Annotated in this window: 16 protein-coding genes, 2 tRNA genes and 2 pseudogenes; 16 read left to right on the forward strand and 4 right to left on the reverse strand. The window is 48.2% G+C overall.

Features of this window, described 5'->3' with window-relative positions; genetic code table 11:
• Window positions 1–83: 83 nt before the first annotated feature.
• On the forward strand, window positions 84–2210 hold the full coding sequence (locus tag G614_RS0106385; protein WP_027641286.1) for a glycoside hydrolase family 13 protein: 2127 nt from the start codon (window positions 84–86) through the stop codon (window positions 2208–2210).
• A gap of 212 nt (window positions 2211–2422) precedes the next feature.
• Here G614_RS0106385 and G614_RS0106390 read toward each other — a convergent pair.
• Both G614_RS0106390 and G614_RS0106395 read right to left on the reverse strand, forming a co-directional pair.
• Window positions 2423–2506, reverse strand: a tRNA-Leu gene (locus tag G614_RS0106390).
• 46 nt (window positions 2507–2552) lie between these two features.
• A tRNA-Tyr gene (locus tag G614_RS0106395) sits at window positions 2553–2634 on the reverse strand.
• A 241-nt stretch (window positions 2635–2875) separates the two neighbouring features.
• On the opposite strand from G614_RS0106395, the gene G614_RS0106400 reads away from it, so the two are divergent.
• From G614_RS0106400 to tnpA, 8 genes and pseudogenes are all read left to right on the forward strand, one after another.
• Window positions 2876–4924, forward strand: coding sequence for a DHH family phosphoesterase (locus tag G614_RS0106400; RefSeq protein WP_027641287.1), 2049 nt, complete (start codon window positions 2876–2878; stop codon window positions 4922–4924).
• A 44-nt stretch (window positions 4925–4968) separates the two neighbouring features.
• Window positions 4969–5415, forward strand: a complete 447-nt coding sequence (gene rplI / locus G614_RS0106405; protein WP_027641288.1) for a 50S ribosomal protein L9 — start codon at window positions 4969–4971, stop codon at window positions 5413–5415.
• 64 nt (window positions 5416–5479) lie between these two features.
• A complete protein-coding gene (gene dnaB, locus G614_RS0106410) occupies window positions 5480–6838 on the forward strand; it encodes a replicative DNA helicase (protein ID WP_027641289.1) in 1359 nt (452 codons plus the stop codon).
• Window positions 6839–6931: 93 nt separating this feature from the next.
• On the forward strand, window positions 6932–7600 hold the full coding sequence (locus tag G614_RS0106415; protein WP_027641290.1) for a MerR family transcriptional regulator: 669 nt from the start codon (window positions 6932–6934) through the stop codon (window positions 7598–7600).
• A gap of 225 nt (window positions 7601–7825) precedes the next feature.
• A complete protein-coding gene (locus G614_RS0106425; protein ID WP_027641291.1) occupies window positions 7826–9427 on the forward strand; it encodes a peptidoglycan-binding protein in 1602 nt (533 codons plus the stop codon).
• A gap of 43 nt (window positions 9428–9470) precedes the next feature.
• Entirely contained in the window at window positions 9471–10166 is a 696-nt protein-coding gene (locus G614_RS0106430) for a response regulator transcription factor (protein ID WP_027641292.1), read from the forward strand.
• An 8-nt stretch (window positions 10167–10174) separates the two neighbouring features.
• The gene (locus G614_RS0106435; protein ID WP_027641293.1) at window positions 10175–12553 is read left to right on the forward strand and encodes a sensor histidine kinase; all 2379 of its coding nucleotides are present in this window, start codon (window positions 10175–10177) and stop codon (window positions 12551–12553) included.
• A 427-nt stretch (window positions 12554–12980) separates the two neighbouring features.
• Window positions 12981–13434: pseudogene (tnpA, locus tag G614_RS26940) on the forward strand (IS200/IS605 family transposase).
• Window positions 13435–13643: 209 nt separating this feature from the next.
• Here the strand turns inward: tnpA and G614_RS0106445 are convergent.
• Both G614_RS0106445 and nagA read right to left on the reverse strand, forming a co-directional pair.
• Window positions 13644–14384 (reverse strand): glucosamine-6-phosphate deaminase, encoded by a 741-nt coding sequence (locus G614_RS0106445; protein ID WP_044917461.1) that lies wholly within the window; start codon window positions 14382–14384, stop codon window positions 13644–13646.
• 22 nt (window positions 14385–14406) lie between these two features.
• Window positions 14407–15591 carry an N-acetylglucosamine-6-phosphate deacetylase gene (nagA, locus tag G614_RS0106450; RefSeq protein ID WP_027641295.1) on the reverse strand — a complete coding sequence of 395 codons (1185 nt, stop codon included), beginning with the start codon at window positions 15589–15591 and terminating at the stop codon, window positions 14407–14409.
• Window positions 15592–15875: 284 nt separating this feature from the next.
• Between nagA and G614_RS0106455 the strand changes: the two genes are divergently transcribed.
• The 7 genes and pseudogenes from G614_RS0106455 to G614_RS29745 form a co-directional block, all read left to right on the forward strand.
• Window positions 15876–16952: a substrate-binding domain-containing protein gene (locus G614_RS0106455; RefSeq protein ID WP_027641296.1), complete on the forward strand. Its 1077-nt coding sequence runs from the start codon at window positions 15876–15878 to the stop codon at window positions 16950–16952.
• Window positions 16953–16965: 13 nt separating this feature from the next.
• The gene (locus G614_RS0106460) at window positions 16966–18036 is read left to right on the forward strand and encodes a TRAP transporter substrate-binding protein (RefSeq protein WP_027641297.1); all 1071 of its coding nucleotides are present in this window, start codon (window positions 16966–16968) and stop codon (window positions 18034–18036) included.
• 39 nt (window positions 18037–18075) lie between these two features.
• Window positions 18076–18579: a TRAP transporter small permease gene (locus G614_RS0106465; protein ID WP_027641298.1), complete on the forward strand. Its 504-nt coding sequence runs from the start codon at window positions 18076–18078 to the stop codon at window positions 18577–18579.
• A complete protein-coding gene (locus G614_RS0106470; RefSeq protein ID WP_027641299.1) occupies window positions 18572–19876 on the forward strand; it encodes a TRAP transporter large permease in 1305 nt (434 codons plus the stop codon). The genes G614_RS0106465 and G614_RS0106470 overlap by 8 nt, the downstream gene beginning before the upstream one ends.
• Window positions 19876–20532 (forward strand): SGNH/GDSL hydrolase family protein, encoded by a 657-nt coding sequence (locus G614_RS0106475; protein WP_027641300.1) that lies wholly within the window; start codon window positions 19876–19878, stop codon window positions 20530–20532. Before G614_RS0106470 ends, G614_RS0106475 begins: the two co-directional genes overlap by 1 nt.
• A 193-nt stretch (window positions 20533–20725) precedes the next feature.
• A complete protein-coding gene (locus G614_RS0106480; RefSeq protein ID WP_027641301.1) occupies window positions 20726–21022 on the forward strand; it encodes a tyrosine-type recombinase/integrase in 297 nt (98 codons plus the stop codon).
• 295 nt (window positions 21023–21317) lie between these two features.
• Window positions 21318–21606: pseudogene (locus G614_RS29745) on the forward strand (hypothetical protein); the annotation flags it as partial.
• Between the last annotated feature and the right edge of the window lie 74 nt (window positions 21607–21680).

Genomic DNA, 21680 nt, shown 5'->3' on the forward strand with positions numbered 1-21680 from the left:
TTTTCTTGTATATTTGAGAAAATTCAGATACAATAAAGGAACAGGATTATAAGTATGAGCAAATTAGGAAAAGGATATAAAACGTGGAAGATAATATAAAGGGACGTATTAACAGGGATGCCCTTTTTTCCTCTGAAACAGAGGATTACCGCATGCCAATGGAACCGGACGAAGATGACGATGTGCTGCTTCGCATGCGGACAGCTAAGGGAAATGTGGAACATGTATATTATGTGGAGGATAAATCCGAGGTGGAAATGACCAAGGCTATGTCCGATGATTTGTTTGATTATTATGAATATGAAATCACAGTAGGCACCGACCAGGTGCTTTATCACTTCAAGGTGGTATCCGAACAGGATGTCTGTCTTTATAACCGCCTGGGACCCACACAGGACGGACAGCCATGTTTTGATTTTAAGATTACACCGGGATTTCATACGCCGGAGTGGGCAAAGGGAGCGGTCATGTACCAGATTTTCGTGGACCGTTTCTGCAATGGAGATGAGACTAACGATGTGGAATCATATGAGTATGTCTATATCGGCCGCCCGGTACAGAAGGTAACGGAATGGGACCGGTACCCGGCCGCCATGGATGTGGGTTACTTCTACGGAGGCGACCTTCAGGGAATATGGGATAAGCTGGACTACATCAGGAGGCTTGGCGTGGAGGCCATATATCTGAATCCGATATTTGTATCTCCCTCCAACCATAAGTATGACTGCCAGGATTATGAGCACATTGACCCACATTTTACAAAAATTGTAAAGGATGGGGGAGACCTGGTCAGGCCGGATGCCGTGGATAACAAGGAGGCTGACCGGTATGTGCTGCGCAGCGCGGGCAAGGAGAACCTGGATGCCAGCGATGCATTCTTTGCCTTGTTTGTGGAAGAAGTCCATAAACGGGGAATGCGGGTGATTCTGGACGGGGTGTTTAATCACTGCGGTTCCTTTAACAAGTGGCTGGATGCTGAGGGAATCTATGAGCATTCCGGGGATTATGAGGCAGGCGCCTATGAGAGCAAGGCCAGTCCGTATCACAGCTTTTTCCAGTTCCATGACGACAGCGATGAGGCCTGGCCTTATAACCGGACATACGACGGCTGGTGGGGACACGATACCCTGCCCAAGTTAAATTATGAGAATTCCGAAAAACTGGTGGAATATATACTGAATGTGGCCAGAAAATGGGTTTCACCGCCCTATTCCATTGACGGCTGGCGCCTGGACGTGGCTGCCGATTTAGGACACACGGCAGAGTATAATCATGAATTCTGGCGCAGGTTCCGTCAGGCTGTGAAAGAGGCGAATCCGGAGACGCTGATTCTGGCGGAGCACTACGGGGACCCGGCTTCCTGGCTGGAGGGCGACCAGTGGGATTCCATCATGAATTACGACGCCTTCATGGAACCGGTCACATGGTTTCTGACCGGCATGGAGAAGCACAGCGACAGTTATAACGGAGGCATATGGGGAGATGGGGAGGCTTTCTTTAACACCATGGGATACCATATGAGCCGTATGCAGACCAACACGGTGCTGACGGCCATGAACCAGTTGTCCAACCATGACCATTCCCGTTTCCTAACCAGGACCAACCAGATGGTAGGCCGTATCCAGACAGCAGGTCCGGAAAAGGCAGGACAGAACATAAAAACCTGTGTGTTTAGGGAAGCAGTGGTGATTCAGATGACCTGGCCGGGAGCCCCCACGCTTTATTATGGCGATGAGGCCGGAGTCTGCGGATGGACGGATCCGGACAGCAGGCGTACCTATCCATGGGGGAAAGAGGACCTGGAGCTCATAGAGTTCCACCGCTATATGACCGGTATACACCGCAATATACCCGTATTCAGAAAGGGCGCGGTTAAGCCCCTCCTGGCCGGATACCAGAAGATTGCATACGGGCGCATGTATGGGAAGTATCAGGCTGTCGTGGTCATATCCAACAGCCCGGACAGCCAGACCATGGATATTCCGGTATGGCAGCTGGGCGTCACCGACGATATGGTGTTAGGCAGGCCCATCCTGACCACCGAGACAGGATATAATGCAGGCGTTATGCTCTACCGTGTAAAGGACGGGACTCTGAAGCTGAACATGCCGCCTTACAGCGCAGCCGTGTTCGTATCACAGCCCGATGAATTTTATCCTGTGGTGGGGTCCAGGTTTGCGGATGACGCAGCGGCGGCTGTGGAGAAGTAGGCAGGAAGCGTACAGACAGATGATGTAAGACAGATGGATTTTGAATAGGAAAGAGCACCTTCCGGAGGCGGGGATTTGTTCCGCGGGCGGGGAGGTGCTCTTTTTTTGTGGCGGTAAGCCAAGAACGTTTCATAAAAATGTAAGCATGCAAAAATAGAGTCCTGTAAAAACACTAAGAATTGTCAAATGCTTTTACAACACTCTATTTATAATGCGGGTGGCCGGACTTGAACCGGCACGGTATCGCTACCGAGGGATTTTAAGTCCCTTGTGTCTGCCTATTCCACCACACCCGCATAAGCACCCGCAGGTACCCTTTAACACGTGCCACTAGCACGCTAGTGGGCGAAGGTGGATTCGAACCACCGAAGCTATTAGCAGCAGATTTACAGTCTGTCCCCTTTGGCCACTCGGGAATTCGCCCGGATATTGCTTTGATAAGCAGTGATTATAATACCACAGACTCTGAAAAAAATCAAGTATTTTGTGAACATTTATCAGCCGTATTTGTCACGGGATTTGTTGGGCTTATTCTGCCTTGGGCTCAAGGGAAATTGCTGGCACATTGCTGGCAAAATCTCATTTTTATGGACGAATGAAGCCGGATATGTTATACTAACTAAGATAGGCGTATTCTGATTTTCGGATACGAATGGAGGCAGACTATGAAAGATAAAAGAAGGACGCGGGGGATTTTCAAGGTCTACCTGCAGTGGCCGCTCTTTTTGTCGGTCCTTTTAATCGTACTGACTGCTGTGGTGGCAGCGGTATCCATTAAAGCCGGCATTATAGTATCGGTCTTTACCATTGTATATATAGGGATTGCCCTTTGGCTGTATTTTTCAAGAAAAAGAGGCATACTTGCCGGGCTTATTGCATTTTCTTCTGCCTATGACCAGAGCAGGCAGAACCTGCTGGAAGAGATGCTGATGCCCTATGCGGTGGCAGACGGCGCCGGACATCTGTTGTGGATGAACCGGGAGTTTTCGGCAATCCTGGAAGAAGATAAGAATTCATATAAGAATATCACGGCCATGTTTCCTGAGATTACAAAGGAAATGCTGGCTACCGGCGGGGAGGTTGTGAGTCTTCACAGCTGCCTGGGAGACAGAAAGTTCCGGATTGATTTAAAGCAGGTCATGGTGGACAGCCTGGATGCGGCAGTGGCTGCAGGAGGGCTGGAAGGCCAGGGCGCATCCGTCACGGCCATCTACCTGCTGGACGAGACTCAGACTCTTAAGTACATGCAGCAGATTAATGACCAGAAGCTGGTGGCGGGACTGATTTACCTGGATAACTATGACGAGGCCCTGGAAAGCGTGGAGGAGGTCCGGCGCTCCCTTTTGACCGCCCTCATAGACCGTAAGATAAGCAAATATATCTCCGGAATGAACGGTATTGTAAAAAAGATTGAGAAGGATAAATATTTCTTTGCCATCAAGCAGCAGTACATGGCCAGGATACAGGAAGAACGTTTTTCCATCCTGGAGGATGTAAAGACAGTGAACATAGGCAATGATATGGCTGTGACCTTAAGTATCGGCATCGGTATGAACGGCGACAGCTACAGCCAGAATTACGAATATGCCAGGACCTCCATTGATATGGCCCTGGGACGGGGCGGCGACCAGGCAGTGGTCAAGGACTCTGATAAGATTCAGTATTATGGCGGCAAGGCCCAGCAGATGGAGAAGACCACCAGGGTGAAGGCCAGGGTAAAGGCTCATGCCCTCAGGGAGCTGATGGAGAACAAGGACCGGCTCCTTATTATGGGACACCGTCTGGCGGACATTGATTCCTTTGGCGCGGCGGTGGGTATATACCGCATTGCCATGTCCATGAACAAGAAAGCCAACATCGTGGTCAATGAGGTGACCTCGTCGGTGCGCCCCATGATGGAGCGCTTTATGGGAAATGCGGAATATCCTGAGGACATGCTGCTCACAGGCCCCAGGGCAGCCGAGCTGGTGGACCAGGGAACCATGCTGGTCATCGTGGATGTGAACCGGCCCAGCATTACGGATGAACCGGCCCTTCTGGAGATGGTGAAGACCATTGTGGTCTTAGACCATCACAGGACCAGCAGTGAAATCATAGATAACGCAGTGCTTTCCTATGTGGAGCCATATGCCTCGTCTACCTGCGAAATGGTGGCAGAGGTATTGCAATATATTGCGGACGGTATTAAAATCAAATCTGCTGAGGCAGACGCCATGTATGCCGGCATTGTCATTGACACCCAGAACTTTACCAATCAGACCGGTGTCAGGACATTTGAGGCAGCGGCATTTCTGAGGAGAAGCGGCGCCGACATAACCAGGGTGCGCAAACTTTTCAGGGAGAATATGAAGGACTATCAGGCAAAGGCGGACGCGGTCAGGAAGGCCGAGGTGTTTATGGATGCCTTTGCTATCAGCGAATGCTCGGCCGAAGGGCTGGAGAGTCCCACCATCATCGGGGCCCAGGCAGCCAACGAGCTTCTGGAAATCCGCGGCATGAAGGCTTCGGTAGTGCTTACGGATTATAACGGAACCATTTATTTCAGCGCCAGGTCCATTGACGAGGTCAACGTCCAGGTCATGATGGAGAAGCTGGGAGGCGGAGGACACCGCACCATAGCAGGAGCCCAGATGAAGGGCGTAACCGTGGAAGAGGCAAAGGAGCGGCTGAGGGACGTTATCCGCCAGATGCTGGAGGAAGGCGAGGTATCCTGATAAGGGATGCGGACAGACACAGAAACAGAAAGGAAGTATGAGACATGCAGGTAGTATTACTGGAAGACGTAAAGTCATTAGGAAAAAAAGGTCAGATTGTGAATGTGAATGACGGCTATGCCAGGAACTTCATCCTGCCCAAGAAGCTTGGGGTGGAAGCCAATTCTAAGAATCTGAATGATTTAAAGCTTAAAAAGGCCAACGACGACAGGATTGCAGCAGAGCAGCTGGCAGCAGCCAGGGAGCTGGGAGCAAAGCTGGATGAGTCCTCCGTTACCCTGACCATCAAGGCGGGAGAGGGAGGAAGGGCCTTTGGCTCCGTATCCTCCAAGGAAATCGGCAAGGCCATTGGGGACCAGCTGGGAATTGACATTGACAAGAAAAAGATTGTGCTGAACGACCCCATCAAGTCCATTGGCAGCTTCGAGGTGCCTATTAAGCTTCATAAGGATGTGACAGCCAGACTGGCTGTCAAGGTAGTGGAAGCATAAAATCATAGTGCAGACAGAGGACCCGCCTAATCAGGCGGGTCTCATAATACAGGAGACGAGTAATATGGAAGAAGCCCTGATTAAGCGGGTGCTGCCCCACAGTCTGGAGGCGGAACAGTCAGTCATCGGTTCCATGCTCATGGACAGGGAGGCAGTGATTGCCGCATCTGAGATTGTTACGGGAAGTGATTTTTACCAGCAGCAGTACGGCATTATGTTCGATGCCATGGTGGAGCTGTTCAATGAAGGCAAGCCCGTGGACCTGGTAACGCTTCAGGACCGTCTGAAGGAAAAGGATGTGCCTCCTGAGGTGAGCAGCCTGGATTTTGTCCGGGATATCGTGACCATGGTGCCTACGTCCGCCAATGTAAGGTCCTATGCCGCCATTGTAGGCGAGAAGGCAGTGCTGCGCAGGCTGATTAAGACCACGGAGGAGATTGCCAATACCTGTTACGCTGGAAAGGAGCCCCTGGAGAACATACTGGCAGACACGGAGAAATCCGTCTTTAACCTGCTGCAGAACCGTGGGGGACAGGATTTCGTGCCCATCAAGCAGGTGGCCATCAACGTGCTGGAGAAGATTGAGGATGCCTATAAGAACCAGGGAACCGTTACAGGTATACCATCCGGCTTCATTGACCTGGATTACAAGCTTTCCGGTTTCCAGCCTTCGGATTTCATTCTGATAGCAGCCCGTCCTTCCATGGGTAAGACGGCCTTTGTTTTGAACGTGGTGGACTATGTGGCGGTGCGAAAGAGCCTGCCCTGCATGGTGTTCAGCCTGGAGATGTCCAAGGAGCAGCTGGTGAACCGTATGCTTTCCATGGAGTCCAATGTGGATTCCCAGAAGCTGCGTACCGGCTCCCTGACGGATTCTGACTGGGACGCAGTGGTGGAGGGTATCGGCGTCATAGGAAATTCCAAGCTGATAATCGATGATACCCCGGGTATATCCATATCAGAGCTGCGCTCCAAGTGCAGGAAGATGAAGCTGGAGTATGGACTCAGCATTGTAATCATCGACTACCTGCAGCTCATGAGCGGCAGCAAGAAAGGCGGAGGCGATAACCGCCAGCAGGAGATTTCCGATATCTCCCGTTCCCTGAAGGCGCTTGCCAGAGAACTTCATGCCCCTGTCATTGCCCTGTCACAGCTGTCCCGCGCCTGTGAGACCAGGCAGGACCACAGGCCCATGCTCTCCGACCTTCGTGAGTCAGGAGCCATTGAGCAGGATGCCGACGTGGTTATGTTCCTGTACCGTGATGATTATTATAATAAGGATACGGAGCATCCCAACGAGGCAGAGGTAATCATAGCAAAACAGCGTAACGGCCCCATCGGAACCGTTACATTGATATGGAAACCGGAGTACACCAAGTTTGTGAACGCTGCCAGACCTCAGGGCGGCGGACATGACGCATAAAAATTTTTCTAGGATGTCATAATATCCATTCTCAATGCATACACTAATAGTAAGGCAGGACATGCCTGTTAACTTGTGAAGGAGAGAATGGCTATGGATGAAGTACATTATCTGATATCGGATGCGTCCAAAAAGGTCGATGTGGAGGCCCATGTATTAAGGTACTGGGAAGAGGAGCTGGAACTTGATATTCCCCGTAACGAGATGGGGCACCGGTACTATACGGATTTACATATCCGCCTGTTCAAGCAGGTCAAGAACCTGAAGGAGAAGGGGTATCAGCTGAAGGCAATCAAGCATGCGCTGAACCAGGTCCTGAAAAAGGACGGCAAGGTTCAGGGAGAGCTGTCCGACGAAATCCTGGAGCGTGACATGAACGCAGCACTTAAGGAATTCAAAGAGGAAGACAGCGGAACGTCCCTCAGCACTGTGAAGAGCGATGGCGTGTCCGTGGTGGCTATGGAAGAGAAGATGGAACAGTTCCAGCAGATCATGAACCTGATTATTGGACGTGCCCTTGAAGTGAATAATGAGAAGCTGAGCCAGGATATCAGCTGTCTGGTCAATGAGAAGATGGGCAAGGAACTGGAGTTTTTGTTCCAGGCTTCGGACCAGAAGGAGGAGGAACGGTTCCGCCAGCTGGACGAGACACTCAGAAGCTGCCAGAAGGGCGGACAGGCAGAGGCGGCAGCGGCCAAGGTTCCCTTTTTTAAGCGGCGCAGATTCGGGCGAAGCGGAAAAAAGCTCAGGGACGGAAAGTAAATGCAGATACAGCAGGAGAAGGCGTCTGCACCAAGGGGCGGGTACCGTGGTGCAGGCGTCTTTTTCTGCTGTTTTGCCTTTTTTTATAAACTGGGAATGGTAATTTTATAGTACTTTCAATTTTCTTACGACCTTATTTTTTGTATCGCTATTCCTTAAAAAATGTGTTAGAATGAATTTGATTAGCTTTTTGACATAAGAAGAAGCAGGAAGGATATGTTCTTCATGAATTCAAAATACAGAAAATATGTTACATATACAGCGGCCGTGGGCATGCTGACCCTCAGCGCCATACTGGGGGGCTGCGCCAAGGAATCATCATCAGAGGTGGGGGATGCCACGCCCTCGGAGGTCAATGTCATACAGGCCGTACCTGAGACCATTGCCCAGCTGGGTCTGGACGGACAGGTGCTGCCGGGACTGAACGACATCAACCTGCCGGACGCGGAGCCGGCCCCTGAGTACCTGAGGATTGGGGTGCGCCATGAAATCATTAAGAGGCTGCAGCAGCGCCTCATGGACCTGGGATTCATGGACAATGATGAGCCTACGGACTATTTCGGTGAGATGACCCAGCAGGCAGTAAAGCATTTTCAGAGACAGAACGAGCTGCCCACGGACGGTATCGTTGGCAATGTGACCTGGGATGCCATCATGTCCCCGGATGCCAAGTACTATGCGGTGTCCAAGGGAACCCAGGGCGATGACATTGAACGCATCCAGCAGCGTCTCTATGAGCTGGGATACCTGGCAACCGCTGATATGGTTACAGGCAACTTCGGTGATTCCACAGAAGCAGCTGTGTTAAAGCTCCAGGAGATCAACGGACTGGAGCAGGATGGAAAGGTGGGGCAGAGGACCATCAACCTGCTGTACAGCGATGAGATTAAACCTAACTTCCTTTCTTACGGTGAGAAGAGCGATGTGGTTCTGGCCTGCCAGGAGCGTCTTAAGGAATTGGGATATCTGACCACCACCCCGGACGGGGCTTACGGTGAGGATACGGTAGTGGCTGTGAAGCAGTTCCAGGCCAGGAATGACCAGGTGGTGGACGGCTATCTAGGGCCATCCACCAGGATTGCTTTAAACAGCCCTGATGCCAGGGCCAACGGCCTGATGCTGGGCGAGCGCGGCGATGCGGTCACCAAGGTACAGCAGCTTCTTAACAAGCACGGATATCTTGTTTCCGGCAATGTGACCGGATATTACGGCGAAGCCACGGAGAATGCGGTCAGGAGCTTCCAGTCCCGCAACGGACTGACATCAGACGGTCTGGTGGGCGTACAGACCATGGCCAAGCTGACCAGCGACAATGTAAGGCGTCCGGCGGCTAATTCCGGAGGTTCCGGCACCACTACAAGGCCTAATAATTCAGGAAACAGCGGCAATGCAGGAAACAACGGCGGTTCCGGCAATGCGGGCAAGCCTTCCGGCAATACCACGCCGCCTGTGAGCATACCGGCAAGCGGAGGCGCATCCGCCCTTATATCCGTTGCCTCATCGAAACTGGGGTCGCCGTATGTATGGGGAGCTAAGGGACCCAACGCTTTTGACTGTTCCGGCTTCGTATACTGGTGTCTCAACCAGGTGGGCGTGAACCAGAGCTACCTGACTTCTTCCGGCTGGAGGAATGTGGGCCGCTACACGAAGATTACAAACTTTAATGACATCCAGGCCGGCGATATTGTGGTGGTAAGGGGCCATGTAGGTATCGCGGCAGGAGGAGGCACTGTCATTGACGCTTCTTCCAGTAACGGACGGGTGGTGCACAGAAGCCTGAGCCAGTGGTGGGCCAACAACTTCATCTGTGCATGGAGGATTTTCTAACAAACATAATGGCAGTGGAATATAAAAAGGAGGGCGTTTGGTGATGCAGACCATACTGGTATGTGATGATGACAAGCAGATTGTGGAGGCCATTGATATCTATCTGACAGGGGAGGGGTTTAAGGTAATCAAAGCTTATGACGGCTATGAGGCCCTGGAGTATCTGGATAATAATGAAGTGGATTTATTGATTGTGGATGTGATGATGCCGGGACTGGACGGCATCCGCACCACCCTGAAGGTCAGGGAGAACAGCAGTATACCCATTATCATCCTCTCCGCAAAGTCTGAGGATGCAGATAAGATTCTGGGACTTAACATCGGGGCTGACGATTACATCACAAAGCCCTTTAATCCCCTGGAGCTGGTGGCCAGGGTCAAGTCCCAGATGCGCCGTTATACCCAGCTGGGGAACCTGAACCAGCAGACTGACGGACAGATTTATAAGTGCGGCGGCCTTCAGATCAATGATGACAACAAAGAGGTGACCGTGGACGGCGATGCCATCAAGCTGACGCCCATCGAGTACAATATCCTGCTGCTTCTGGTGAAGAATGCGGGAAAGGTGTTTTCCATTGATGAAATTTATGAGCAGATATGGAATGAGGAGGCCATCGGCGCGGACAACACAGTGGCCGTGCACATACGCCATATCCGGGAGAAAATAGAGATTAACCCAAGGGAGCCAAAGTACCTGAAGGTGGTATGGGGTGTAGGCTATAAGATAGAAAAGCAGTAGGTGGTTGTATGACAGATGAGAAGAGGAGATTCAGACGAAGGAAACTGATCCTGACCCTGTTCCACATTATCTTTGTGGCCATGTCCGTATTCGGGATCAGCGCCATGTACCTTAATTCCAATTACGGAAAAGGTGTAAAGTGGATATACGAGGATGCATACGAGGATTCTCCCCAGTTTGACAAACAGCTGACAGAGGATATCGACCGCATATTTACCTATGTGGGTTATAAGGATATGTTTGAGACCAACGGAAAGCTGGATATGCATAAGGTCATTGTAAGGGTCAGCAATGGACCGGGGGAGCAGGGAACGGAGTGGACTCTGGACCGGATTGTGCGCTATATCAAGACCAGGGGCTACTATCTGGATGAGAATTTCCAATTGGCCGGATCGCCCATTTCCATGGACGATGACGAGGAAGAGATAACCGTGGATTTCCAGAGCTATAATCCGGATTTTGTGGATGCGGATGCAGGAGAGGCTCCAAGGATGACCATGGAGGACCTGGCCCTTGATATACTGGTCCATCTGAGTGAATATTACACCATATATTATAATTACATAGAAAACGATACGAACCTGAACTTCCGTATCGAATACAAGAGCGACAAGGGTGATATAAAGGTATCCACCAATGTGCCGGATAAGACCATGGAGGAGATAGTGGGTACGGGGAAGTATCTTTACGTGCCGGGAAATACCATCCGCATGGATACCAACATGGCAACGGTTCCTGCCAATGCAGCCACACTCCTGGAGATATGGAATCCCTATAAGAACGATAAGAACTATATGGTCCTGTCCGTGGATACCAGCTATCCCAACACGGATGCATACTCCATAGAAGCCAAGGCATATAAGGAGGCCAGGAACGAGTTCATCATGGGCATGGGCAGCGTCATACTGGGCGGCCTGGGATGTGTGGTCACACTGGCCATGCTGATGCTTATGTCAGGCCATACCACGGACGGAAGCGCGGAGATACGCCTGTTCCCCATTGATGAGATTCACACGGAGCTCTGTCTGATTCTGTGGGCGGCGGCAACAGCGGTGTTCATCCATATAGGAAGATATGTGGGAATCCGTCTGTTCAGCCTGTTTGCTCCCAATGAACAATGGAATTACTGGAATAAGATGATTAAACTGGTCATTGTGTACGGGAGCGTTGTATTGTGCGGTTTTGATTTGCTGCGCAGGTATAAGGCCAGGACCTTATGGAGCAACAGCCTTGCAAAAAGGGCACTGGAGGCTTCCAGGGACTATGTGGGAAGGGTCAGCTACGCAGTGGGGACCGGGTTCTGCTACCTGCTGTTTCTGGGATTCAACGCAGGTATGCTGTGGGGATTGATTTTCCTCTTTTTCTATAAGGGAAATAAGCTGAGCTACCAGATTATGTTTTACGTATTCGTGGTGCTGTATCTGGGATTGGATGGGTGGATATACCACCTGTTATTTAAGAAGTCAGTGCAGAGGGATGTTCTGGACATGGCGGTCAGCAGCATCTCCCAGGGGGACACCAGCTATCAGATTGATACTGCCCGCCTGTCCGGCAAGGAACGGCAGATGGCAGAGCATCTCAACAACATCAGCAGCGGTCTGGATTCAGCCATCCAGGAGCAGGTTAAGAGCGAGCGGCTGAAGGCAAGCCTGATAACCAATGTGTCCCATGATATCAAGACCCCTCTTACGTCCATTATCAATTACGTGGACCTGCTGAAGCGGGAGAAAATACAGGACCCCAAGATTGCCGCATATCTGGAAGTGCTGGACCAGAAGTCCCAGCGGCTGAAGACTCTGACAGAGGACCTGGTGGAGGCATCCAAGGCCAGTTCGGGCAATATGAAGCTGGATATATCAGATATTGACCTGGTAGAGCTGGTACAGCAGACCAACGGTGAATTTGAGGAACGGTTTGCCCTGCGCAGGCTGGAACTGATTTCCAACATACCGGATGAGGTGCTTATCATCCAGGCTGACGGACGCCGCCTGTGGCGTGTCCTGGAAAATCTCTATACCAATGCAGTGAAATATGCCATGGAACACAGCCGGGTCTATGTGGATGTGCTGGACGAGGGCGGCAAGGCCATATTTACCATTAAGAATGTTTCTGAGTCATCGCTGAACATCAGCCCGGATGAGCTGACAGAGCGTTTTGTCAGGGGGGATGTGTCCAGGGCCACTGAGGGAAGCGGCCTGGGATTGTCCATATCCAAGGATTTGACCCGGCTTCAGGGAGGCGAGTTCCAGGTTGTCATAGACGGGGATCTGTTTAAGGCTGTTGTGGCATTCCCGGTAAAGCGAGCTGAGTTTAAGGCGGAGAAGATGGTTGGGGAACCAGGAGACATATCTCAGGATTTTGGTTTTGAAGAAGATATTGTGGTATAAGTCCTGTTTATCGGCATTATGACCATGAGGATTTTTGGGAAAAAGGCGCCGGAAGATATCTTCCGGCGCCTCAGGTCTCACAGGCGGTCCCATTAGCCGTAGTAACAACGAACTGTGAGAAGTCAGCAGAAGCCATAGTAGGCGAAAGCCGTCGCCCTGGATATGCAAGCGAATCCTTGATGATGGCACACCATCGCTGCCCTATAAGCGTCCCATGGCGAAGGAAGGGTAGTCTATGGCTGTCAATTTTTTTATGGGCTTTAGCCTGTTGAGTATGTCGGAGTTTTTCGTGTTCCGAAAAATGGAGACATGCGAAACTAAAAACCACCCGCTTTGCGGGTGCGAGTCAAGATGTTATACAAAATCACCTTTCCGATTTATGATAGAGGTGTCCAAGCCGCTATCAAAGAAAGGAAAGGTGATTTATATGGCGAAGAAAGCCAATGATTTAGCACACCAAGTGGATGTGCAAATACCATATCGTCTTCACACCTAAGTATAGAAGAAAAATCATTTATAATCAATATAAAGAGGATTTGCGAGATATATTAAAGCAACTATGTAGCTATAAAGGGGTAGAAATATTGGAGGGAAAATTAATGCCGGATCATGTACATATGCTGGTGGCAATCCCGCCTAAGTATAGTGTATCCAGTTTTATGGGCTATTTAAAGGGGAAAAGCGCATTCATGATGTTCGACCGTCATGCAAATCTAAAGTATAAGTTCGGAAACAGACACTTTTGGTCAGAAGGATATTACGTAAGCACAGTAGGTCTAAATGAAGACACCATACGTAAGTATATCCAAGAACAAGAAAGATACGATCAAATGGTGGATAAATTAAGTGTAAAAGAATACGAGGACCCTTTTAAGGGTTAGTCGGTATTACGAAGGCCCCTTCAGGGGCGGCAACGAGTCAAACGCATAGGGGCTTGGAACAAGCCAGCGCCTTGAGACGCTGGCTTAGCAACAAAGGGTTTTACCCGTCCACCGAGCCACCCGTTTTACGGGTGGCGGCGACTCAGAAAGAAGCCGTCGTATGGCAATCTCAAGATTAACAGTATCTATAAAAACCTCATGTCTGAAAATTAATTTGCAAATAGCCGGGATGCAGAAGCGTCATCAATAAACAGCTGCCAGTCCGGATGAGTTTTTAAGATGGTGGCTGGCACGGTTGGATCGACCGTTTTTGTGATAGTATTACAAATTGCTTCCGCCTTTACATCATGTGGTGCGGCTGTGATAATATGGCGGCAGGACATAATCTGTTTTACGCACATGGTGATGGCCTGCTTCGGCACGGACCCTACGTTTTCAAACCATCCTTCACCTACCTGCTGCTTCCGGCAGCGTTCATCCAGTGTGACAATTTTGTAGGCTGTGTCTGTTTCAAAATCTGCAGGCGGATCGTTAAAAGCAATATGGCCATTTTCGCCGATTCCGATTACGCCTACATCAATCGGATTTTCTCTCAGTTTCGTGGTCAGTTCGGCAATATTTTTTTCCACATTGCCCTCACCATTTACGAAATAAGCTGCTTTTAGCGGTACCCTGCTGACAAAACGTTCTTTTAAATATTTTCGGAAGCTTGCAATGTGGCATTCCGGAAGAGCTACATACTCATCAAGATGGAACATTTCTATTTTTTCCCATTCGACTTGTTCTTTTACGAGTGCGTCGAGCGTTTCAAACTGGGAAGCGCCGGTAGAAAGAACCAGGCGGGCATAGCCCTGGGCTTTGATGGCATCATTTAATAATTTTGCAATCGCTGCGGCAGCATGTCTGCCTAGTTCCTGCGGGGTGGATGATACGTTTACAGTAATATTCATGCTAAGATCTCCTTTTACAATGCTATTGTCTGATTCCTGCAACATAAACAGATGAAATGCGGATGTCATCATCGAAAATCAACAGATCGGCATACTTACCTGGTGCAATGCTTCCGTATTGATCTTGCTTGCCCAAAAAAACAGCCGGGTTTAGAGAGGCCATGCGAACGGCATCCCAAACAGGTAAACCGGCTTTTTGAGTCATGACACGTACCAAGCGATCCGTAGTAGCCACACTGCCGGCAAATCCGTCAAAGGCTGGCATATTGGCGATTCCATCTTTGATAATGACGGGAGTTCCATGTGCTTTTGAACCCAGAAGCGAAGGACCATCCGGCATATTCGCACCACGCATGCTATCTGTAACAAGACAGATGTGGGAGTGATCCTTACATTTGACAATCAGTTTTAAGAGTTCTGGTGGAAGATGAATCCCATCAGCAATAATTTCTACGTTTAACTGGTCATATAAGTATCCGGCTTCGACCAGGCCAAGTTTCCTGTGCCCATTCTCCCGTGTGATTGTGGACATGGCGGAATAGAAATGAGTCAGTTGTGTGTATCCGTGCTGAACAGCCAGTTTAACAGTATCAAATTTGGCATTACTGTGGCCCATTAAGGCCAGGATACCACGGGAAGCTAATTCATCTCCCAATTCAAGAGCGCCAGGAAGTTCAGGAGCAATGGACCACTTTACGAGGTTGCCGCTCCCTCGTTTGAGGATTTCCATATAGTGTTCCCGCTTGGGACAAACCAGATATTCCGGAGGTTGGGCTCCTGCCTGAGCAGGAGAAAAATAGGGACCTTCCAGATGGATTCCAAGCAGATGTGGCATATGTTCGGAAACGACCTTCGCTGCTTCGTAGGATTTAAAAAAACGGAATAGCTCCTGATCTGAGCAGGTAAGTGTTGTGGGACATAAGGCAGTAGTACCGTGTTTTAAATGTGCCCGAGCAGCAATGAGAATATCTTGTACGGTTCCGTCCATAAAATCGGCACCACCACCTCCATGGCAGTGTGTATCGATAAAACCGGGAGAAAGATAATTGCCTTGGCAGTTGATAATTTCGGTTTCCCTGGTTAGATTTTCTGGAACAGGTTCTTGATCTATGGATTTGATCAAACCGTCTCTGACATAAACATAGTGATCTTTCAACACAGCATCCGGCATAATGACACGAGCATTTTTGAAAATGATATGCTTCATGGATATTCATCTCCTTTGATTGAATTGTTTTCAGAATAGTAGAAAAAGAGAAAAAAGTCAAGATGTAATTGTTAAAAAGCACAATAAATTTAAGTGTTTTGCTTAAAAATTAGAGAAAATTTTTTTCGTATTGACAGGGCGCGTAAATATATTCTATAATCAGATTATAGAAAACGTTTTCGAAAACAATAAAATTTAGACATTATGTACTTTTTATACTCTTTTAGTGCTTAGTGAAAAGAAGTATGATGCCGGAATCAGACGGGAGATGATGTATTATAGAAGTGAAGAAAATAACTCTAAAGGATATTGCACAGGCCAGTGGATATTCTCTTGTTTCTGTCCATAGGGCGATGAACAACAAAGAGGGGGTCAGCAAAGCAGTCAGGCAGGAAATTCTGAATGTGGCCAGTGAACTTGGGTACACAACAAACTATGTGGCATCGGCACTGAAACGTCGTCAAGTGAATTTGGCCGTGGTGCTCCCGGAAGCAGAAGATGGAGGAAAATACTATTTTCGCTATGTTTGGAAAGGATGCAGAGCTGCTGAGAGCGAGGTATCGGGCTATAATCTGAATGTGATGGATTTTACGTTCCCGGTGAGTGATTCGAAAGGAAGCGAAGAACAGGTTAGTATTCTGAAGCAGTTATACGATGAGTGGGGAGATCGATTGGATGGTCTTTTGACTACGCCAAATATTAATAGTCCTCAGATGCAGTGCCTGTTGAGTCAATTTTCCGGAAGAGGAGTGTCGGTGGCTCTGATTGACAATGATTTTAAAGATTGTGGGCGACTGTGTTGTATAGCTCCTAATGATACCTATACAGGACGTCTTGCAGCCGAATTGATGAATCTGGTACTGCAGGGAAAAAAAGGAACCATTCTTATAGCGGAGGGAGATGAACGTTCGTTGTCTCATAAATTGAATTCAGAAGGCTTTCGAACATATTTTCAAGAAAAAAATCTGGATATTTCGGTGATTAGCGTGCCGAATTTGAATAATACCGAGGCAAACCGCATTCAGATGCTGAAGTATTTGAGAGAAAATACGGATGTCATCGGAACTTATTCCACGAGAGCTAGAAATACAATTCCGATGTGCGAGGCCTTAATCCAGTCCGAACGATTTAACGATATATTTGCGGTTGGAAGTGATTTGTTTCCGGAAAGTGCGCAGATGCTGTATGACGGTGTTTTAAAGGCGATCGTTTATAAGAATCCCTATCAGAAAGGATATCTTGGTTTCAAAACGCTTTTTGAGTATCTGATCAAGGGTGAGAAGCCGAAAAATGAGGCGATCAGTGTTCAAATTTCAATTATTCTGCAGAATAACATTCAATTTTTCAAAGAATTTATTTAAGGAGGAAAAATAAATGAAAAAAACTTTAGCAGCATTACTTTCATGTGCAATGGTGGTGTCAATGACCGCATGTGACGGTTCTAAGCCGGCCGGGACAACGGCAGCTTCCGCTACACCAGAAACAACAGCCGCAGAAAGGGTGGAAGAAACAACGGCAGCGGAAGCAGCAAGTGGAGATATGGGGGATGAACTTCACTTCAAGCTGGCAGAAAATCAGGCGGATGGAAATCCGATTACAGAAGGTATGAAAATGTTTGCAGATCTGGCAAACAAGTACACAGATGGCACGGTAAACATTGATGTATATCCGAATGCAGCTCTTTGTGATGAGGCATCTTCCATCGATCAGGTAATGGCGGGAACCCTTGATTTTTCACGTGTTAATACGAATTCCATGGCACCTGTAGTAGATTTGTTCGGCGCATTTAGTATGCCGTATCTGTTCTCCAATACAGAAGCAAAATATAAGGCGCTGGATGGAGCTGCAGGAGAGATGGCCTTTAAGGAACTGGAAAATTATAATATGGTAGGTCTTGATTTTTATGAGGCTGGTTCCAGAAATTTCTATACAACGGATAAGCCGATTACATGCGTGGCCGATCTGAAGGGCATGAAGATTCGTGTGCAGCAGACGGAGGTAGCCATTTCCATGGTACAGGCATTAGGTGCAGAGGCAACTCCAATGGATTACGGTGAAGTGTTCCAGGGACTGCAGACGGGCATTGTAGATGGAGCGGAAAATGACTTCGTAAGTTATTATACCTCTGGTCATTATGAAGTAGCAAAGAACTTTACACTGGATGGCCACATGGCACCTCCGGCACTTGTTATCTGCAGTAAGAAGACATGGGATCAGATGTCCGATGCACAGAAAGAGGGAGTAAAGAAGGCATCCAGAGAAGCTGCTGAATGGCAGAGACAGGCAATGCAGGATTATCAGGAAGAATCCAGAGCAAAATGTGAGGAATCAGGATGTAAGATTATTGATGTGGATGTGAAAGAATTCCAGGATACTGTACAGTCTGTATATGACAAGTATCCGCAGTATAAGGAACTGGTAGATCTGATTCGCTCCGCTGAATAACAGGAAATCAGATTTTAAGAAAGAAAGGGGAAGCGTTCCATGTCGAAGGTAAAGGGGTCTTTAAGATATCTTGTAAAGTTGGAGCAATGGATTTGCTGTGTGTTTCTTGTAATCATGTTAGCGGTATGTTTTGGTGCGGTTGTGATGCGTTACGTTTTCAGCAAACCTCTGGTGTGGTCTGAAGAAATTATCCTTACCATATTGATCTGGTTCGGTTTTCTGTGTATTTCCATCGGGGCATACGGAGACACACATATTGCGATAGAAGGTGTATACAACTTGTTTCCGTCTGCAGTGAGAAGAGCCTGTGATATTTTACGTAATTTACTGTTGACTGTATTTGGATGTCTGATGGTATATTTTGGCTGGCAGGTTTTTAAAATTAATCTGATGAAGCGTTTGCCGGCTACTCATCTGTCTCAAGGAGTGCAGTATTTCCCAATTGTTTTTGGAGGAATTCTGACAGCTTTGTACAGTGCGGTTAATTTATTGGAATATCTGATTGGAAACCAGGAAAAGAATGAGGAGGAAAGACATGAATGAGATAGCAATAGGCACCATTATGTTATTTGCAACATTAGCAATTCTGATGGTCATCAGAATACCGATTGCCTTCTCTCTTGCCATTTCTGCATTGGTGACGGCAACATACCTTGGGATTCCGTATTTTAATTTATTTCAAAAAATGTCAGTCAGCTTGCTGAGCTTTACTTTTATTGCAGTACCCTTTTTTATCATGATGGCGCAGGTTATGACAGATGGTGAGATTACATCAAAACTTATGTCCTTTTGTAATATTATCGTAGGGAGAATCCGTGGCGGTACGGCGATTGTCAACATTTTGGTGAGTATGCTGTTTGGTGGAATATCCGGTTCTTCGGCGGCAGACGTATCCTCCATTGGGGCTATGTTGATTCCGGCGATGGTGAAAGAAGGATATGATGAAGATTACAGTGTGGCAGTAACTGTAACTTCATCAGTGGAAGGTGTAATTATTCCGCCAAGCCAGAATATGCTGTTTTATGCGTTGGCTTCTGCAAGCGGAATTTCAATCAGCACACTGTTGGCATGCGGATATATTCCTGGCGTAATGTTAACGTTAGGCCTTATGATTCCCGCTTATGTGATAGCTGTGCGAAAGAGATATCCTCTGGGTGTGAAGCGATCCATGAGGGAAAACATTAAAATTATCTGGGAAGCACTTCTGGGATTAGGTGCAATCGTAATTGTGCTTGCGGGAACATCCTTTGGCATTTGTTCCGCTACAGAAGCTGCGGCGGTTGCCGCAGTATATGCATTGTTCTTAACTTTGTTTGTATATCGCAATATGACGTTGAAGCTTTATCAGGAAGGTTTGAAAAAATGTCTGCCTACGATGACAATGGCAATGGCGATTATTTCTGCATCCGGAGCATTTGGTTATGTGATGTCCTATTTAAAAGTACCTCAGAATCTATCCACCTGGCTTCTTTCTCTGACCTCAAACAGAACTCTGCTGGTTCTGCTGCTTTTGCTGATGATGCTGGTCCTTGGATGCTTCATGGATATGGGTATTCTGATTCTTTTGACGACGCCTATTTTATTCCCGATTGCAACCGGAGCACTTGGTTTTAACCCGTACCATTTCGGTGTGGTTCTGGTTCTGGCTTATGGAATCGGTCTTTGCACACCTCCGGTAGGAACTTCCTTGTTCATCGGATGCAGTATTGCGAAAGTGCCTGTGGAGAAGGTTGTGAAAGGATTTCTTCCATTTTACCTGTCTATGATTATCATGTTGCTGCTGTTGACGTTTATACCGTCCCTTTCACTGGGGCTGCCGAAATTAATGGGGTTATTGTAATGAAACATATTTTATGTTATGGAGACAGTAACACATTTGGCACGGATCCGATTCATGGAGGACGACATCCTGATGATGTTCGCTGGACCGGCGTACTGCAGAATCTTCTTGGGAGCGATTATCGCGTTATCGAGGAAGGCTGCGGCGGAAGAACAACCGTTTTTGAAGATGAAATCTCCTATGGAAGAAATGGCTTGAAAATGCTGATACCCATTATTGCCAGCCATAATCCGCTGGATCTGATTGTGGTGATGCTGGGAACCAATGATCTGAAGAAACGCTTTCAGGTGACATCCTGGGATCTGGGGAGAGCGATGGAGCAGATTGTTGATACGATCCGCAGCTTTCCGTTCGCTCCGTCTTATCCGGACCCGGAGATTCTGATTGTTTCTCCAGTCTTGATTAAGACAGGAATTTCTGACAGTATCTATGGCTGTTTTACTGAAGAAGCTTCCGCTATGTCACGATGTTTTCGGCCGGAATATGAAGCAGTAGCTAGACAGAAGAATTGTCATTTCTTCGATGCTGCTTCAGTTGCAGAAGCCAGTGAGAAAGACCGGCTGCATATGACTGCAGAAAATCATCGAAAACTGGCAGCGGCGCTGGCAAAAGAGATTCAAAAATTATTAATTTCATGTAACTATTTAGTACCTTAGTTAGGACAGATTGATTTTTGGTCAAAACAGAGAAAATAAAAATTCTGTTTCGCCATTGCTTTATAGCGAAAAGTGGATAACTTTCAGTACAACTTTTGCTTTTGCATGTGGATTACTGAACCATACATCCTCAATCGCAACCGGATATCTTATTATTTGTGGATTTGATCCAGGTGTTATCAGCAGATATCCTTTGCTTTTTACTGAACACGCGGGAAAGGCAATGGATTATACGGATGTAGACAACCTGTTCCGTAAGCTGCGAAAAAAGACCGGGATCTACATTACCCCGCATATGTTCCGGCATACGTCCCTGAGCCTTTTGAACAGCGCGGGCTGGGATCCCGAACTTCTCCGTATACGGGCCAGGCATAAAAATATATACACCACGCTCAATACGTACGTCCATCCCTCGGATGAGGAGATATCGGAAGCCTTTCAGAAAGCATCGGAAGGTTTTCGGATACCGGGAAAGGGGGAGGCGGAGTAATGGGAGCGTTGGCGGCGGAGCTGTTTGATGTTTCCATGACAGACAGATACAGGACTATTTGTCAGGCTACTGGCTGGAGAATGATATATGGCTAGACCCCTGATCAAAAGGCTGGGGCAGGAGGAGAAGGCGGACAGTTTTGCCTGTGCCGGAGTGGAGCATCCGCGGGCCGTTGGGCCAAAGGACGGAAGGGATCCGCTATGAGTATGTCAGAAAGAACCTGGACGCGGTGAAGGTTCCATTGGTTTCCAGCTTTAGCCCCGGGGTACACGAGTTTTTGGGTGGAGGTGGTCGAATGTCTGACTGGGTGGTACAGAATTTAGAGAACGCCCTGAACACTTGGAATGAGAAGTTAGCCGAGATATGGCAGCTCATAACCCAATCCCCAGAAATCTTTAAAGGCAGTGCGATACGGAAAGTCATCGTGGATATACGGTGCGGTGCAGGCTATCGGGCTTGCCCTGCTCGTCCTGTTCTTTGTGGTGGGCGTGATGCGTACCTGCGGCAATTTTGCCGAGGTCAAGCGTCCAGAGCAGGGGTTGAAGCTGTTTATCCGTTTCACCCTTGCCAAAGGTGCAGTAACCAGTAGCGTAAAATAAATTTCGGGTAATGGGAATTTATGTAAACCATAAAAAGGAATGAAAAGAAAGCACCCCTT

The organism is [Clostridium] clostridioforme AGR2157 (assembly GCF_000424325.1).
GTDB lineage: Bacteria > Bacillota > Clostridia > Lachnospirales > Lachnospiraceae > Enterocloster > Enterocloster clostridioformis_A.